This window comes from Streptomyces lothianensis (assembly GCF_047779955.1).
Classification (GTDB): domain Bacteria; phylum Actinomycetota; class Actinomycetes; order Streptomycetales; family Streptomycetaceae; genus Streptomyces.
Genome location: NZ_JBLMKT010000049.1, coordinates 33,552 through 50,474, shown reverse-complemented (window position 1 = coordinate 50,474; position 16,923 = coordinate 33,552). Strand labels below are relative to the sequence as shown.

At 72.6% G+C, this 16,923-nt stretch carries 10 protein-coding genes; 4 read left to right on the top strand and 6 right to left on the bottom strand.

The genetic code is table 11. The annotated features are described in order from the left end of the window. The first annotated feature begins 39 nt into the window (after positions 1-39). From rbfA to ACLF6P_RS17655, 4 genes are all read left to right on the top strand, one after another. Positions 40-492 carry a 30S ribosome-binding factor RbfA gene (gene rbfA, locus ACLF6P_RS17670; protein ID WP_415951377.1) on the top strand — a complete coding sequence of 151 codons (453 nt, stop codon included), beginning with the start codon at positions 40-42 and terminating at the stop codon, positions 490-492. Next, on the top strand, positions 489-1,400 hold the full coding sequence (gene truB / locus ACLF6P_RS17665; RefSeq protein ID WP_415951375.1) for a tRNA pseudouridine(55) synthase TruB: 912 nt from the start codon (positions 489-491) through the stop codon (positions 1,398-1,400). The genes rbfA and truB overlap by 4 nt, the downstream gene beginning before the upstream one ends. A gap of 450 nt (positions 1,401-1,850) precedes the next feature. Continuing rightward, the gene (locus ACLF6P_RS17660) at positions 1,851-5,693 is read left to right on the top strand and encodes a trypsin-like peptidase domain-containing protein (protein WP_415951373.1); all 3,843 of its coding nucleotides are present in this window, start codon (positions 1,851-1,853) and stop codon (positions 5,691-5,693) included. A gap of 264 nt (positions 5,694-5,957) precedes the next feature. After that, positions 5,958-6,896: a bifunctional riboflavin kinase/FAD synthetase gene (locus ACLF6P_RS17655; protein ID WP_415951372.1), complete on the top strand. Its 939-nt coding sequence runs from the start codon at positions 5,958-5,960 to the stop codon at positions 6,894-6,896. A 118-nt stretch (positions 6,897-7,014) separates the two neighbouring features. On the opposite strand, the gene ACLF6P_RS17650 is transcribed toward ACLF6P_RS17655, so the two are convergent. From ACLF6P_RS17650 to ACLF6P_RS17625, 6 genes are all read right to left on the bottom strand, one after another. Beyond that, positions 7,015-7,995 carry an ABC transporter ATP-binding protein gene (locus ACLF6P_RS17650; RefSeq protein ID WP_415951370.1) on the bottom strand — a complete coding sequence of 327 codons (981 nt, stop codon included), beginning with the start codon at positions 7,993-7,995 and terminating at the stop codon, positions 7,015-7,017. Then, entirely contained in the window at positions 7,992-9,020 is a 1,029-nt protein-coding gene (locus ACLF6P_RS17645; RefSeq protein ID WP_415951369.1) for an ABC transporter ATP-binding protein, read from the bottom strand. The genes ACLF6P_RS17650 and ACLF6P_RS17645 overlap by 4 nt, the downstream gene beginning before the upstream one ends. After that, on the bottom strand, positions 9,017-9,997 hold the full coding sequence (locus ACLF6P_RS17640) for an ABC transporter permease (RefSeq protein ID WP_415951368.1): 981 nt from the start codon (positions 9,995-9,997) through the stop codon (positions 9,017-9,019). The genes ACLF6P_RS17645 and ACLF6P_RS17640 overlap by 4 nt, the downstream gene beginning before the upstream one ends. Further along, the gene (locus tag ACLF6P_RS17635; RefSeq protein WP_415951367.1) at positions 9,994-11,070 is read right to left on the bottom strand and encodes an ABC transporter permease; all 1,077 of its coding nucleotides are present in this window, start codon (positions 11,068-11,070) and stop codon (positions 9,994-9,996) included. The genes ACLF6P_RS17640 and ACLF6P_RS17635 overlap by 4 nt, the downstream gene beginning before the upstream one ends. A gap of 29 nt (positions 11,071-11,099) precedes the next feature. After that, positions 11,100-13,013, bottom strand: coding sequence for an ABC transporter substrate-binding protein (locus ACLF6P_RS17630; RefSeq protein ID WP_415951366.1), 1,914 nt, complete (start codon positions 13,011-13,013; stop codon positions 11,100-11,102). Positions 13,014-13,314: 301 nt separating this feature from the next. Further along, a complete protein-coding gene (locus tag ACLF6P_RS17625) occupies positions 13,315-16,620 on the bottom strand; it encodes an SCO5717 family growth-regulating ATPase (protein ID WP_415951365.1) in 3,306 nt (1,101 codons plus the stop codon). Positions 16,621-16,923: the final 303 nt, after the last annotated feature.

Below are 16,923 nucleotides of genomic sequence, written 5' to 3'. Positions count from 1 at the left end.
AGGCGTACGTACGCAGGAAACACAGAGGGAGACGGACCAGTGGCCGACAACGCGCGGGCGAAGAAGCTGGCGGACCTCATCCGGGAAGTGGTCGCACAGAAGCTGCAGCGCGGAATCAAGGACCCGCGCCTCGGCTCGCACGTGACCATCACCGACACGAGGGTCACCGGCGATCTGCGGGAGGCGACCGTCTTCTACACGGTCTACGGCGACGACGAGGACCGCGAGAACGCGGCCCGCGGCCTGGAGAGCGCCAAGGGGGTGCTGCGCTCCGCGGTGGGCGCCGCCGCCGGTGTGAAATTCACACCCACTCTGAGCTTCGTGGCCGATGCCCTGCCGGAGAACGCGCGGACCATCGAGGACCTCCTCGACCGGGCCCGGGCCTCCGACGCGGCGGTGCGTGAGGCGTCCTCGGGCGCCGCGTACGCCGGTGAGGCCGACCCGTACAAGAAGCCGGGCGAGGACGAGGACGAGGGCTCCGCTTCCGCATGAGCAAGCAGCAACAACAGCAGACGCCGGACGGTTTGGTCATCGTCGACAAGCCGTCCGGCTTCACTTCCCATGACGTGGTCGCCAAGATGCGCGGCATCGCCAAGACGCGGCGGGTCGGCCACGCCGGCACGCTCGACCCGATGGCGACCGGTGTGCTCGTCCTCGGCGTCGAGCGCGCCACCAAACTCCTCGGGCATCTCGCCCTCACGGAGAAGGAGTACCTGGGCACGATCCGTCTCGGCCAGAACTCCCTGACGGACGACGCCGAGGGCGAGATCACCTCGTCCACGGACGCCTCGCGGGTCACCCGCGAGGCGATCGACGCCGGGATCGCCAAGCTGAGCGGCGAGATCATGCAGGTGCCGTCCAAGGTCAGCGCCATCAAGATCAAGGGTGTGCGCTCGTACAAGCGGGCGCGCGACGGCGAGGACTTCGACATCCCGGCGCGGCCGGTGACGATCTCCTCCTTCCAGGTGTACGACGTGCGCGACGCCGTCGCCGAGGACGGCACGCCGGTCCTCGACCTCGTGGTTTCGGTGGTCTGCTCCTCCGGCACCTACATCAGGGCACTCGCCCGGGACCTGGGCGCCGGCCTCGGAGTCGGCGGCCACCTCACGGCCCTGCGCCGCACCCGGGTCGGCCCCTACGGCCTCGACGCGGCCCACACGCTGGACGCCCACCAGGAATCCCTCACGGTGATGCCGATCGCCGAGGCCGCCGCGGCGGCCTTCCCGCGCTGGGACGTCGACGAGAAGCGCGCCCGCCTGCTCCTGAACGGCGTCCGCATCGAGATGCCGGACGAGTACGGCCCGGCCACGACGGTCGCGGTCTTCGACCCCTCGGGCCGCTTCGTGGCCCTGGTGGAAAACCAGCGGGGCAAGGCGAAGAGCCTGGCGGTATTCGCCTGAGGGGCGGTCGGCTTTCAGCCCCTGGGGCAAGTGCCGGCTCGTCGGGGGTTCCGGGAAGGGCGGGTTCAGTAACTCCAGCCCGTTTTGGTTCCGGGACGAGCTCGGTCCAGCAGACTCAGCCTGTCCGGCGTTTGAGGACGAGCGCGTTCAGCGCGATCGGGGGCAAGGGGCGTAGCCCCGGAGGGGGGCCAGGGGCGAAGCCCCCGGGTGGCCCACCCACCCGGGGGTGCTCCGCACAGCTGGGCCCCCACCCACCCCGTGGGTGCCCCAGGGGTCCGGGGGCGCAAGCCCCCGGTTCGGGAAGGGGCGGGGTGGAGGAACTCTCACCCGTTCGGGGAGGCGCACGAAGCATCGGACCGGCTCGAATGGGGCGCATCCGGTTATCGGGGCGTGTCCCGGAACAGCCCTCCCTACGGTCGAAGGGAACCGCACCGCGGGGAGGGCAGCACCATGACCGGGGGTCGCGAACAACTGGTCAGGATCTGCGATCTCGCCGGCCGCCCCCGCGGCACCGGCTTCGCCGCCGATGAACACGGCACCATCCTCACCAGCCACGAGGCCGTCGACGGTCTGGCGAGAATCGTCCTGCACGCCCCCGGCGGCCACACCTGCGTGGCCACCCCCGACGACGTGACCGCCTTCCCGGAGGCCGACCTCGCCCTCGTCCGCACGCAGGGCCTGGGCCTGCGCCCGATGCCCCTGGCCGTGCGAGAGGCGGTGCAGCCCGGCGCGTACGTACGCATCGCGGCCCGCGGCTGGCGCGAGGCCCGTGTGCTCGACGCCGCCGCCCAGGTGACGTACACCGCGACCGACGGTTTCCACCTCCTCGACGGCGTACTGGAGCTGGCCGTCGGAACCGACGCCAGCGACGCGCTCCAGCTCGGCGGGGGAGCTGCGGGCGGCCCGGTCCTCGACGCCGTGACGGGCGCGGTGCTCGGCGTCCTGGGCACGGCCCTCGACGCCGGACACAGAGCCCCCGGCTACGCGGTGTCCCTGCACGCGGCCGCGCGGGCCGACCGGACCGGCGCTCTCGCCGCGCTCCTCGAACGCAACGCCGCCGGCATCCCCGCGTACGGTCGCGACCTCAATCTCGCCGGCGCCCTGCAGCTCAGCGCCATCTCGGTCGGCTCCGACCTGCCGAGTCAGGAGCGCGAGCCGGTGGAGAGGGAGGAGACGGCACGCCGGTTCGCCGCCTTCGTCGAAGCGGACTCCACCCCGTACGTCCTGGGCCTCGTCGGAGACCCCGGCAGCGGCCGCACCACCGAACTCGCCGCCCTCGCCCGCCGCCGCGCACGCGGCACGTCACCGGCACCGACGGTGTGGCTGCGCGGCGCCTCCCTGCACGCCGAGGACGCCTCGCTGGCCGACGCGGTCGGCCGCGCGCTCGCCCAGGCCGGCCGGATCCTCGTGGCATCGGAAGGCGTGCTCACCTCCGACCGGCGGGCCGAGCAGGACGGGGCCGCGTCCGTCCGGCGTGGCACCCGGGGCAGGCCCGTCCGTCACCGCAGCGCCATTCCGGACGAACCCGTACCCAGCCGGCGCGTCACCCGGGACCGGCCCGCGGCCGACGGGCGCGCCACCCGGGAATGGCCCGTGACACGGGACCATCGCCCCGCAGCGGAGGAGCAGCCCGGAACCCCAGGCGCCCAGGACGTCCCCGGCCCCCTGGGCGACATCGGCCCCGACCGCATCGCCCGCCTCGTACGCGACGCCGGCCGCCCGCTCCTCGTCCTCCTCGACGGGCCCGAGGAGATGCCGCCCCAGCTCGCGCACCGCCTCGCACAGTGGAGCACCGGCACCGCGCGCTGGCTGCGCGGGACGGGGGCGCAGCTCGTGGTCGCCTGCAGACCGGAGTACTGGGAGCAGGCAGGTGTCCACTTCCCCGAGTCCGCCCTGTACGGCTCGACGCAGGGCGGCAGGCTGCCCGCATGTGTGCCGATCGGGTCGTTGGGGGAACGGCAGGCGGCCTGGGTACGCGCCCTGTACGGCGTACCGGACGGCGCGCTGGGCGAACGGGACGCCGAACACCCCCTGGCGGCCCGCCTCCTGGGCGAGGTCCGCACCGCCCAGGGCGAACCGGCCGACGGCCGCCCCGACCTCACCCCCGACAGTCCCCCCGACCGCTCCGAGATCTTCGACGCGTACCTGGACCTCCTCTGCCTGCGGATCGCCGTACGCCTCGCCGCCGTGGAGCGGCTGCACGGCACGGACGTACGGCGGCTCGCGGCCAGGGTCTCCGGGCGGCTGCACGAGGCCGCACGGCGGTGTCTGGGCCCCGGGCAGGGCGAGCTGGACCGTACGGCCTTCGAGGAGGTCTTTCCGTGGGCCACGGGCTGGGCCTCCGCCGTACTCGCCGAGGGCGCCCTGGTGCCCGCCGGAACCGGTTACCGCTTCGCCCACGAGGAGCTCGCCGACTGGATCCAGGGCGCTCATCTAGACCTGGACCCGGCCCTGTTCGCCCTCGTCCACCGCCGACGCGAGCCACCGGACGCACTGGACGCCCCGCCAGTTGCCGCACCGGGCGTCGCGCCAGATGCCGCGCCGGACGCCGTACCGGCCCCCGCCGGGCGGCCGGCCCGCGCCCAGCGCATCCGCCGCCGCACCCGCAAGGCCGCCGCCGAGGCCGCCGCCGAGGCCGCGCCCGACGGCATGCTCCCCGTGCCACGCCACCGCATCGGGCCCGTGCTCCAGGCCCTGCTGCGCCTGGAACGCCACGGCGGCCCCGACCGGCTGCGCCGCCGCCTCGACGAACTCGCGCTCGCCGCCGACGACTTCGCCGAGCACGGACCGCGCCCCGCCCCCGGCTGGGCGGCCGGCGGCCCGCGCAAGCCCGCGGACGCGGCCTGGTGGGCGGTCCACCTGCTCACCGGGACGCTGCTGCGCGTGCCGGACGCCCGCCCGTACCTTCCGGTCCTGCGCCTGCTCGCCGACCGGATCGAGGCGCGCGGGCCGGTCCGCGGGGTCTACGACGGGTTCGGGCCGTGGTTCTGGCGCGCCCTGCCGCTGCCGACCGAGGACCGCCTCGACCTGCTGCGGCGCCTCGTGCCCACGGACCCCGCGCCCGACGGCACCCGCCACTTGGATGCCGTCGCGGACCTCCTCAAGGACCGGCCCGCCTCCGTGCAACCACTCCTGACCCTGTGGTTCACCGACTACCGGCAGCTGGCCTCTGCCCCCGAGGCCACCGTCGCCGACGCCGCGCAGGCGCTTCTGCACACCCACCGCCACGGCGCCCTCGACGAACTCACCGAGGCGCTCGTCGACTGCGCACACCCCCGCGGTGACGAACTCCTCGCCACCCTCGCCGAGGAGGAACCCTCCGCGCTCTGCCGCGCCGTCGACCGCTGGGCCCACGACGCGCGCCCGGCACGGCGGGCGGCGGCGGCCACGTACGGGCTGCGTACGGCCGCGCACGCCACCGGCGAGCCCGACCGCGGCCTCCTGCGCTACGCCGCGCTCGTCCTCCTCGCCGCCGAGCACACCCTGCACGGCCCGGCCCTCACCCTGCTCGTACGGGATCCGGTCACCCGCGCCCGGCACCTGCCGCACGCGCTGGAGCTGTACGCGGCGGGCGACCCGCACCTGCCCTCGACGGCCCTGACCCCGGCGCTCGCCACCCACACCGAGCCGGTGCTCGCCGCCTTCGGAGCCCGGCTGCACGCGCCGGGCCCGGGGGCCGCGGAGGTCCTCGCCGCCCTGGCGGCGGCCTCCACCGGCGCGACCGCCCACCGCGTCGCCTCCCTCGTACGCGACTTCGCCGCCCTCGGCCCGCACACCGCGGCCCACACGGCGGGGTACGTCGACAGGTGCCTGGACCAACACGGGGCCGAGGGCGCCCGGACGACTCTCCTGCCCCTGGTCACGGACCTGCTGCGCCGCGCCCCGGCCGAGGCGCGGCGGGAACTCGCACGGGTATTGGCCGCGCGCGACCGGCACGCCGCGCGCGACCAGCACACCGCGCCCGAACTGCGCGCCGAACTTCTCGACCTCCTGCTCACCCGGGAGGCCGACCCGCTGGTCCTCGACGAGGCGATGACGACGGCCGTACGCACCGGAGGAGGCGACTGGGAGGCATCCGCCGGCCTGGTGCGCCGCTGCGGCCTGCTCCTGGTGCGCACCCCCGAGGGCGCGGCGACCTTCGACCGCCGCCTGGTCGACCTCGCCCACACCCACCCCGGCTTCGCGCGCGGCCTCGCGGACCGCCTGGAAGCGGAGCCCGGCCTGTGGACGGCCCTGGTCGGGCCGAGCGCCCGCCGGATGATCGCCGGGGACCTCAGCCCCACCGGCGCCTGAGCCGCCTCCTTCGCTGTCACCTCCTCGCCCGTCACTTCACCTCCTCGCTCGCCTGCTCCTGGCGCCGCCTCCTCCGCACCCCGCCTCCTCCGCACCCCGCCTCCTCCGCACCCCGCCTCCTCCTCGCCCTGCCGCCTCCTCGCCCGTCACGCCCTCCGTCACGCCTGGCCGGACCCCCGGGGGCAGGGCGCCCGCCGAAGTCATGGCACTCTTAGTGCTGCGCAAACATCAGGACGTACACAGGTTCGGCGAGGAGCAAAAACAGTGCAGCGCTGGCGTGGCTTGGAGGACATCCCCCAGGACTGGGGGCGCAGCGTCGTCACCATCGGCTCCTACGACGGTGTGCACCGCGGTCACCAGCTGATCATCGGCAAGGCGGTGCAGCGTGCCAGGGAGCTGGGCCTTCCCACCGTGGTCGTCACCTTCGACCCGCACCCCAGCGAGGTCGTCCGTCCCGGCAGCCACCCGCCGCTGCTCGCCCCGCACCACCGGCGCGCCGAGCTGATGGCGGAGCTGGGCGTGGACGCCGTGCTGATCCTCCCCTTCACCACCGAGTTCTCGAAGCTCTCGCCCGCTGACTTCGTGGCGAAGGTCCTGGTCGACAAGCTGCACGCCCGCGTGGTCGTCGAGGGCCCCAACTTCCGCTTCGGCCACAAGGCGTCCGGCGACGTCGACTTCCTCGCCGAGCAGGGCGGTACCTACGACTACGAGGTCGAGGTCTTCGACCTGGTCGTACGCGGTGAGGCGGGCGGCGGCGAACCCTTCTCCTCCACGCTGACCCGCCGCCTCGTCGCCGAGGGCGATGTCACGGGCGCCGCGGAGATCCTGGGCCGCCCGCACCGCGTCGAGGGCGTCGTGGTCCGCGGCGCGCAGCGCGGCCGCGAACTGGGCTTCCCGACGGCCAACGTCGAGACCCTGCCGCACACCGCGATCCCCGCCGACGGCGTCTACGCGGGCTACCTCCACGTCGAGGGCGAGGCCATGCCGGCCGCGATCTCGGTCGGCACGAACCCGCAGTTCGACGCCGTGGAACGCACCGTCGAGGCGTACGCGATCGACCGCGTGGGCCTGGATCTGTACGGCCTGCACGTGGCCGTGGACTTCGTGGCGTACGTCCGCGGGATGGCCAAGTTCGACTCGCTGGAGCAGCTTGTCGAGGCGATCGCGGAGGACGTACGGCGCTCGAAGGAACTGCTCGCGTAGCGAGCTGCGGCAGCCGCCGCTTCCACGGCCGCGCTGTTAGGGCCTGGCTGTGACGGTGCCGCGTCCGCGTCCGCGTCCACGGCCCTGCCGGCACGGCGCCGCTCCGGTGGCCCCGCCGTTACGTCCCGGCCGTCCCGGCCGCCCAGTGGCAGGCCACCTGCCGCTCCCCGCCCCCGGACAGCACCGGCAGCGGCTTCGTGCGGCAGTCCGCGGCGATGCCCGCTCGCTCCGCCTCGCCCGAGGCCAGCACCTGGCACCGGGCGTGGAAGCGGCAGCCGCCCGGGATGCGGGAGGGGTCCGGCGGTTCGCCTGTGAGGACCACCGGGTCGCCCGGTGCCTCGGGGAGCACGGACAACAGCGCCTGGGTGTAAGGGTGCTGAGGCGAGGTCAGGACGTCCTCCACCGTGCCCGTCTCCACGATCCGGCCCAGGTACATCACTGCCACCCGGTCCGCGATGTTCCACGCGAGCCCCAGGTCGTGCGTGACGACAAGCGCCGAGAGCCCGAGGTCGGCCCGCAGCGAGAGCAGCAGCGCCAGGATCTCGCCGCGTACGGAGGCGTCCAGGGACGCCACCGGCTCGTCGGCGACGATCAGTTCGGGGTCGAGGACCAGCGCGCCCGCGATGACGACACGCTGGCGCTGCCCGCCCGACAGCTCGTGCGGATAGCGCAGGAAGAAGCGCTCGGGCGGCCGCAGCCCCGCCCGGGACAGCGCCGAGGCGACGGCTTCGCGTTCGTCACCCCCGTAACCGTGGATGCGCAGCCCCTCCGCGACCGCGTCGTAGACGGTGTGCCGCGGGTTGAGCGAGCCGCTCGGATCCTGCAGGACGAGCTGGGCGCGCTTGCGGTAGGCCTTCAGGGCCTTGCCGCGGTACGTCAGCGGGGCGCCGTCGAAGCGCACCTGGCCGGCCGTCGGCGGGACCAGGCCGAGCAGGGAGCGCGCAAGGGTCGTCTTGCCGCAGCCGGATTCGCCGACAAGCGCCACGATCTCGCCGCGCCGGATGTCCAGGTCCACGCCGTCCACGGCCCGCGCCTCGGGCGCACCGCGCCGGCCGGGGAAGGCAACCTGGAGTCCGGCGGCGCTCAGCAGCGCGGTCATGAATCGCTCCCCATGCTCTTGTCCGCCCCCGACGTTCGCGACGTTCCCGACGCCGCTGACGACACCGGCGCCCCCTCACCCCGTACATGCACACAGGCCGCCAGCCACAACTCCCCGGCCTCGACCAGTTCCTGGTCCTCCCGCGCGCAGGAGTCGAGCGCCACCGGGCACCGAGGATGGAAGGTGCAGCCGGGCGGCAGGTCCGAGGGGTCCGGCGGATCGCCGGGCAGCCCGGCGGGCGCGAAGCGCGAGGCCGGGTCGCCGATGCGGGGGAAGGCCGCCGACAGGGCCTTCCCGTAGGGGTGCCGGGCGCCGTCGTACACCATGCGGGCCGGACCCTCCTCGACCACGCGGCCCGCGTACATGACCGTGAGGCGGTCGCAGGTGTCCGCGAGGACCGCGAGATCGTGGCTGATCATGATGAGGCCGACGTTCTGCTCGGCCACCAGCTTCTCGATCAGCCGCAGGATCTGCGCCTGGATCATCACGTCGAGCGCGGTCGTCGGCTCGTCCGCGATGATCAGATCGGGGGCGCAGGCGAGCGCCATCGCGATCATCACGCGCTGCCGCTGCCCGCCGGAGAGTTCGTGCGGGTAGGCCCTGGCGCGGGCGGCGGGCAGCCCGACGTGTTCGAGGAGCTCCGCGACCCTGGCCCCGACCCGGTTCGGGGGTGTGGTGCGGTGCAGGCGGATCGGCTCGGCGATCTGGTCGCCGACGCGGTGCACCGCGTTGAGCGAGTGCATCGCGCCCTGGAAGACGATCGACGCGCGCGCCCAGCGGACGGCCCGCAGCCGCCCCCACTTCATGCCGAGGACGTCCTCCCCGTCGAGCAGGATCCGCCCGGTCACCTTTGTGCCGGCGGGCAGCAGCCGCAGCAGTGCGAGCGCGAGCGTCGACTTGCCGCAGCCGGATTCGCCGGCGATGCCGAGCTTCTGCCCGGCCGCCAGGTCCAGGTCGACGCCCCGTACGGCCCGGGCGCCGTTCGCGTACGTGACGGTGAGGTCGCGTACCTCCAGGAGACTCAACGGGCCACCCCCAGCCTGGGATGGAGAACCGATTCGACCGCACGCCCGCACAGCGTGAACGACAGCGCCACCAGTGCGATGGCGAGTCCGGGCGGTGCGAGATACCACCAGTGTCCGGCGCTCACGGCGCCCGCCTCCCGCGCGTCCTGCAGCATGCCGCCCCACGACGTGACCGTGGGATCGCTGAGCCCGAGGAAGGCCAGGGTCGACTCGGTGAGGATCGCGCCGGAGATGACCAGCGTGGTCTGCGCGAGCACCAGGGGCATCACGTTCGGCAGGACGTGCCGCAGCATGATGTGCCCGTGCCCGCCACCGAGCGCCCGCGCCCGCTCGATGTACGGGCGGGACTCCACGGCGAGCGTCTGCGCCCGTACGAGACGGGCCGTGGTCGGCCAGGTGGTGACGCCGATCGCGATGATCACCGTCCACATGGAGCGGTCCATCACGGTCGCGAGTGCGATGGCGAGCACCAGGGTCGGCATGACCAGGAACCAGTCCGTGATCCGCATGAGGACCGTCGCGAACCAGCCGCGGAAATGCCCGGCCACGATCCCCACGACCGTTCCGATCGCCACGCACAGGAACGCGGCCAGCAGTCCGACCGTCAGCGAGACCCGCGCACCCCAGACCAGGAGCGCCAGGACACTGCGGCCGAACTGGTCGGTGCCGAGGGGGAACTCGCCGCTGGGATCCTCCAGGGCCTGCCCCGGCGCCCGCGTCACGGACTGGGAGTCGGCGCCCACGAGCAGCGGCGCCCCGATCGCGATCAGCGCGATGAGCAGCAGGGCGGCCAGGCCCCACAGACCGCTGCCGTGACCGCGGTACTCCCTCCAGAAACGGGCGAGGGACCGGCGCGTCCGCGCGGCCCTGATCGCGCGGGGACTCCTGGCGGTGGCGTTCGAGGGCAGGGGGTCGGCCGTCACGGGCTGCTCCCTCGTCGGCGGCTGGCCCGCCGTCGTCGGCGGTTCTGCGGTCATCGGCCCACCCGGGGATCGAGCAGCGGATACAGCACATCGGCCAGCGTGTTCGCAAGGATCACCGCGGCCGCGAAGACGAAGAACAGGGCCTGCACCAGCGGCAGATCGGGCGCGGCGAGCGCCTCGTAGAAGAGCCCGCCGAGCCCCGGCCACGAGAACACCGTCTCGACCAGGATCTGCCCGGCGACCACATGCCCGAGGTTCACGAACATCAGCGTGAACGTCGGCAGCAGCGCGTTCGGTACGGCATGCCGGCGCCGTACGACGTCATCGCGCAGCCCCTTGGCGCGCGCGGTCGTCAGATAGTCGCTGCCCATCTCGTCGAGCAGCGAGGAACGCATCACGAGCAGCGTCTGCGCGTAACCGACCGCGACCAGGGTGATCACCGGCAGGATCATGTGGTGCGCGACATCGACGACATACGCGAGTCCGCTCTCGCCGCCGGATTCGAGGCCCCCGGTCGGGAACATCCCCGGAATCGGCCCTATACCGACCGAGAACACGATGATGAGCAGCAGCCCGAGCCAGAACGACGGCACCGAATACAAGGTCAGGGCGAGCGCGCTGTGGAAACGGTCGCCCTTTCCGCCGCGCCGCCAGGCCGAACGCGTACCGAGCCAGAGGCCGAGCGCGCTGAAGAGGATGTACGCGGTGCCGGTGAGCAGCAGAGTGGCGGGAAGCGCCGCCGTGATCTTCTCCATCACCGGCGTATGGAACTGGAACGACATGCCGAAGTCGCCCGTCAGCGCATTCCCGATGTAGTCGAGGAACTGCTGCCACATGGGCTGGTCCAGACCGAATTCCCGCCGTAGGTTCTCCAGCTGCTCACTGGAGACCGGGCGGCCGCCCGTCATGTGTTTGACGGGATCGCTCGGAATGAGCCGGAAGAGGAAGAAACTCGTGACGAGGACGGCGAACAGGGAGATCGCGGCTCCCACGATCCTGCCCGCCGCGTACCTCAGATAGGCCTTGATGTCGCGCGTGCGCGGTGCGGGGCCGGCCGACGGCCCGACTGCTGCCGGACCGTCGGCTACCGCGCCCTTTTCGAGCGCCTCGGTGCTCTCGGCGGTCATGGGGCTCCGTCACTGGTCATGGGGCTCCGTCACTCGCGGTCGTCGGCCGTGGCGGCGCGCCGCCGCGAGAACAGGAAGCCGACGCCGCCGAGCACGAGCACACCGACCACGACGCCGACGACGATCCCGGTGGAACCGGAGTCGTCACCGCCCCCGCCGCCCGCGGCGCCGCCCGAGCCGCCACTGCCCGAGTCCGCCGGGACCGCCGACCACCAGCTCCAGTAGCCGTCCTGGCCGTAGATGTTGCCGGAGGCCTCGGGCATCGTCGTGATGGACCTGATCTGGTCCGTGCGGTACGCCTCGACCGCGTTCGGGTACCCGATGATGTTCATGTACCCCGAGTCGTACAGCCAGGACTGCATTTCCTTGACGATGTCCGCGCGCTTGGCCGGATCGTATTCGGCGAGCTGCTTCTGGTACAGCTCGTCGTACTTCCTGTCGCAGATGAAGTTGTCGGTGGCCGCGCTCTCCTTGGCCTTCTCCGGAAGCGCCGCGCAGGTGTGGATGCCGAGCACGAAGTCCGGGTCCGGATTCACCGACCAGCCGTCGAAAGCGAGATCGTACTCACCGGCGTACCAAGGCACCGAGACATCGTCGAGGCACTGCACCTCGAGCCCGATGCCGAGCTCGCCCCACCACTCCTTCAGGTACTTCCCGATGGCCTTGTCATTGGGATTGGTGGCATGGCACAGGATCCGGAAGTCGAGCGGCTTTCCGTCCTTGCCGACGCGCTTTCCGTCCTTCTTCGGATAACCGGCCTCGTCGAGCAGGTCGGCCGCCTTCGCCGGGTCGTAGGCGAGCTCCTGGCCCGCCTCCGGCTCCCAGAAGTACGCCCCGTAGCGCGGTGGAATGTAGCCCGCGCCCTCGACGGCGTGCCCCTGGAAGACCTTGTCGACGATGGTCTTGCGGTCCACGGCGAGGAACAGGGCCCGGCGCACCTGCTGATCGAGCAGCGCCGGGTGACCGTCGCCGAAGGTCTCGCCGCCCTTCGTCCTTGCCCCCGGGTTGGTGGCGATGGCGAAGAAGCGCCGGCCGGGTCCCTCGTTGACCTTGATGTCCGGATCGCTCTCAAGGCTCGCGGCCTGCGCGGGCGTCAGCGCGGGCGAACCGGAGACGAAGGAGACCTCGCCCTTCTTCAGGGCGGCGACTGCGGCGTCCTGGTCCTTGTACGTACGGAAAACCAGCTCGTCGAACTTCGGCGCGCCGCGCCAGAACTCCTTGTTGGCCTTGAGCTTCACGTACTGGTCGGTCTTGTACTCCGTCAGCGTGAACGGCCCGTTGCCCACGATCGGGAAGGTCTCGTCGTTGTTGAACTCGCCGAAGTCCTCGACGTCCTTCCAGATGTGCTCGGGCACGATCGGGACGTCGAGCGCGGTCATCGTCGCCTGCGGCTTCTTGAGCTCGATCACCAGCTCGGTGGGGCTCGGGGCGGTGACCTTCTTGAAGTTGGTGACGAAACTGCCGTTGGCCTGCGCGGCGTTGTCGTCCGTCATCATCTTGTTGAACGTGAACGCCGCGTCCTTCGCGGTCGCCGGCTTCCCGTCCGACCACTTCGAGTCCTCGCGGATCGTGTACGTCCACGTCAGCTTGTCCGCCGAGGCCTCCCACTCGGTGGCGAAGCCCGGGATGGTCTTGTTGTCCTTGGCGTCGTAGTTCGTCAGGAACTCGTACATCAGCCGGTGGATGCTCGTACTGAGCAGACGCTGCGCGAGGAAGGGGCTCAGCGAGTCGATGCTCTGCGAGACCGCGACGGTGAGGGTCTTCGGTTCGGCCGCGGCCGCGGGGGCGTTCCGTGCTTCGGGGGCGGCGGGCGCTGCGGGCGCTGCGGCGAGGGTAGCCGTCAGGGCGAAGGCGGCGGCACCGGAGGCGAGCAGATACCGGCGCCTGCGCCGGGCGGGTGGTGGGGAATCGGGCTTGGGGGCGAACTGGTCTCTTACGTTCATGGCTCGGTGACCTCGCGTCATCGCTCGCATGGAAACGGCAGGAACAAGCGCCGAAGGGCCTGAGTGGTCTGTGTGTCTATCAGCGGTGGTCTAAACATGTCAACGGGCCCCACGAGGGGCTTGGCCTGCGAGAACTTCCTTGTGCAGATCGTCAGTTGAGGCTGCCCGAAGCCTCATTGGTCTAGTCACCTGAAAGCGCCTGTCGGGGGCGCGTGAATGCCTTCGTGCGCCCCCTCGGGAAACGCGAAAAAGCGGCCCTGCAACCGGAACACCGATTGCAGGGCCGCTTCTGCTCGCGACCTCAGGGAGCCTGCGGCGGCACTCCGCCGGGCGGCTGCTGCTGCCACCCCTGCGGCTGCTGGGGGTAGGGCTGGCCCTGCTGCGGGGGAACCTGCTGTCCGGGCATGGGCTGTCCCGGGGCCTGCTGCCCCGGCGCCTGCTGTCCGGGCATCGGCTGCCCCGGTGGCTGCTGTCCGGGCATCGGCTGTCCCGGAGCGGGCTGGCCGGGGCCCTGCTGGCCGGGCAGCGGCGGGGCCATGTGCGGCGGCATGTTGCCGGGGCCGTTCTGCGTCCACAGTCCTTGCTGCTGCTGCGCCCGGGCGAAGTCCTCCGCCACCATCGCGGACAGCGTGAAGTACGCCTCCCGCGTCCGCGGCCGCATCATGTCGAGGTCCACCTCGGCACCGGCGGAAAGGTGTTCGTCGAACGGTACGACGACCACACCGCGGCACCGGGTCTCGAAGTGCTGCACGATGTCGTCGACTTTGATCATCTTTCCAGTCTCCCGCACCCCGGAGATCACGGTGATCGACCGTGAGACGAGCTCCGCGTACCCGTGCGCGGACAGCCAGTCGAGGGTCGTCGAGGCGCTGCTCGCCCCGTCCACCGAAGGCGTCGAGATGATGATCAGCTGATCGGCCAGATCGAGCACACCACGCATCGCGCTGTACAGCAGCCCCGTACCCGAGTCCGTCAGGATGATCGGGTACTGCTTGCCGAGCACGTCGATCGCGCGCCGGTAGTCCTCGTCGTTGAAGGTCGTCGAGACCGCCGGGTCCACGTCGTTGGCGATGATCTCGAGGCCGGAGGGTGCCTGCGAGGTGAACCGGCGGATGTCCATATACGAGTTGAGATACGGAATCGCCTGCACCAGGTCCCGGATGGTCGCCCCGGTCTCCCTGCGTACGCGGCGGCCGAGCGTACCGGCGTCCGGGTTGGCGTCGATCGCGAGGATCTTGTCCTGCCGCTCGGTCGCGAGCGTGGCACCCAGCGCGGTGGTCGTGGTCGTCTTGCCGACACCGCCCTTGAGCGAGATGACGGCGATCCGGTAGCAGGAGAGCACCGGCGTCCGGATCAGATCCAGCTTCCGCTGCCGCTCGGCCTCCTCCTTCTTCGCCCCGAGCTTGAAACGGCTCGCGGCATTCGGCTGCCGGCTGCTCTTGCTCTTCTGCTTCTTGTTGATGAGCCGGTCCGAGGACAGCTCCACGGCGGCCGTGTACCCGAGCGGCGCACCCCCGGTGACCTGCGGCTCCCGCTGATCATGCGTCATGGGCTGCGGCCAGGCGCCGCCCGCACGGGGGTCGTTCGGGGGCAGCTGCTGACCGGGGTGGGGCTGACCGGGATGGGCCTGGCCTTCGGCGGGCTGGCCCGGGTAGGGCTGCCCGGGGTACGGCTGCCCCTGGGCGCCCGGGTACGGCTGGGCCTGGCCGGGCTGGTGCGGGGCACCGGGGGCGGGCGGGTTGGCCTCGGGGCCGGCGCCTGCGACCGGCGGAGTGGAGCCGCCCGGCTGCGGGAAGCCGTAGCCGCCCTGCGCAGCCGACGGCTGGGGTACGCCGGATGCGGGCGGATTGGCTCCGGGGGCCGCCGGGTTGGTGCCTGCGGCGGGCGGCGTGGCGGCGCCGGGATGCGGGAAGCCGTAGCCGCCCTGGCCGCCAGGCTGCTGCTGCGGTACGGGGGCGGGGGGCGCACCCTGAGGCGGGGCGCCGAAGGCGCCCGCGGGGGCCGGGGGCTGGCCCGGGGCGCCGGGCTGCGGGAAGCCGTAACCGGACTGCGGGCCGGGGGAGTTGGGTGCCGGGGGAGTGCCCGGGGCTCCTTGCGTGCCGGGAGCACCCGGAGTGCCGGGGCTGCCGGGCGGGACTGCGGCACCGGGTCCGGGCGGGACGGCCGCGCCGGCCCCCCCGGGGGCCTGTCCAGGAGCCGTGGGCGTTCCCGGTGCGCCCGGCACACCCGGCGCACCCGGGGCCGTGGACTGCTCAGGCGTGCCCGGCACGGCGGGCGGAAGCGCGTAACTGGTGGGCTGCTGCGCACCGGAAGGCGACGGAACCTCGGACCTCGGGCCGGGCGCAGGCGACTGCTGCGGAGTGACCGGAGCCCCGGGGGCCGGGTGAGCGGGCCACGCGGGCGGAGCCTCCTGCCCGGCGGGCGTCTGCGTGGGCCACTGCGGCGCGGCGGCCGGCGCCTGCGGCTGCCCGTCGGCAGCGGCGGGCTGATACGCAGGCGGCAACGGCGGAAGCCCACCGGCCGGAGCGGCCGGCCGGCCCTGAGCCTCCGGCTGGGACTCGGGGACCTGAGCGGGCACGGCATCCTGCACGGACTCGCCCTCGGCGGCCGCGGCACCTTCGCCGCCCGCTGCCCCGGAACCAGACCCCGAACCGGCACCGGCATCGGCGTCGCCACCTATACGGTCATCGGCACCGCCACCGAGACCGGACTCGGCAACGACACCGGCCGCGGGAACGGCATCGGCAGGCACGCTGTCCTGCACGTCATCGTCCACCGACGCACCCGCGCCGCCCTCGTTGTGCGATTCCTCGCCCCGTGCACGCGCCGAAGCCGCCTGAGCGCCCTCGCCTTTGCCCTCGCCCTCGTCTCCCGCGTCTCCGTCGCCGGAGTCGCCCGACGCACCGTCGTCCTCCGCCTCCAGACCGAGGCGCTCCCCGGGGACGCCGAGCCCGAAGCCCTCCCCCTCACGGGATCCCCCCTCGCCGCCGGCGGCCGCAGCCGCCGCCGACACCTCGGCACCTTCGCCCGCCTCGGCGGCCGCGCCATCCGCGGGGGACGCGCCATCCTGAGCGGACACGGCATCCCCAGCCGCAGACTCGTCGCCGGAACCAGCCGACCTCTGATCCCCGGAGTCCGCTGCCCCCTGAACCGAGCCGATCGAATCAACAGCCGCCTGGGTCGCGGCGGCTCGATCCTGGATCTCCCGCTTCAGCGAAGCAGCGGTGAACTTCATGGTGGCCCCGCTCTCCAGGTCACCATTGCCCTCCGCTTCGGACCCGGCCCCGCCCTCGGGCGAACCCACACTCGCAGCAGGCGCAGGCGCAGGCGCAGGCGCAGGCGCAGACGCCGGCGCCTGCGCGGGCTGGAACCCGCCGCCCTCAGGAAGCCCGGGCACCGCCACGGGATGCCCGGCGGGTGGCGGCGGAGGAGGCGTGTACCCACCGGAATCGCCCGTACCGCCGGAACCCGCAGCATTCTGCGTATACCAGGCAGGGGGCGTGTAGTCGATGGTGAACTCGCCCGTCATCTCGACGGACTCCGCGTCGGACTGATCATCGACGGGTGGATTCCAGCCCCCGTGGATCCCGTCCCGATCGCTGTTCACAATGCCTCCTGGTGTGGTCTGCGCCCTGCGTGCCGTGGTGGGCCGACTCGTATCGCCGATACAGCCGCCATCATCCGATCCCGGCCTTCCCCCTGGAGACGCACCCGACCCGCGCACAGGTTCTGATCCGTCCGGACCCCCAGCCTAACTATCAAGACCGTCAGTACGTCAGCCCGCACACCCCTCCGCCCACTGTCCCGTCCATCACGTCCACCCCTCGCCCCCGCCCCGTACGCCCTGGACCCGGACGAGTGACCCCGGACGCACAAGGCGACGGCTGAGGCCGAGCCGGTCCGCACCGCA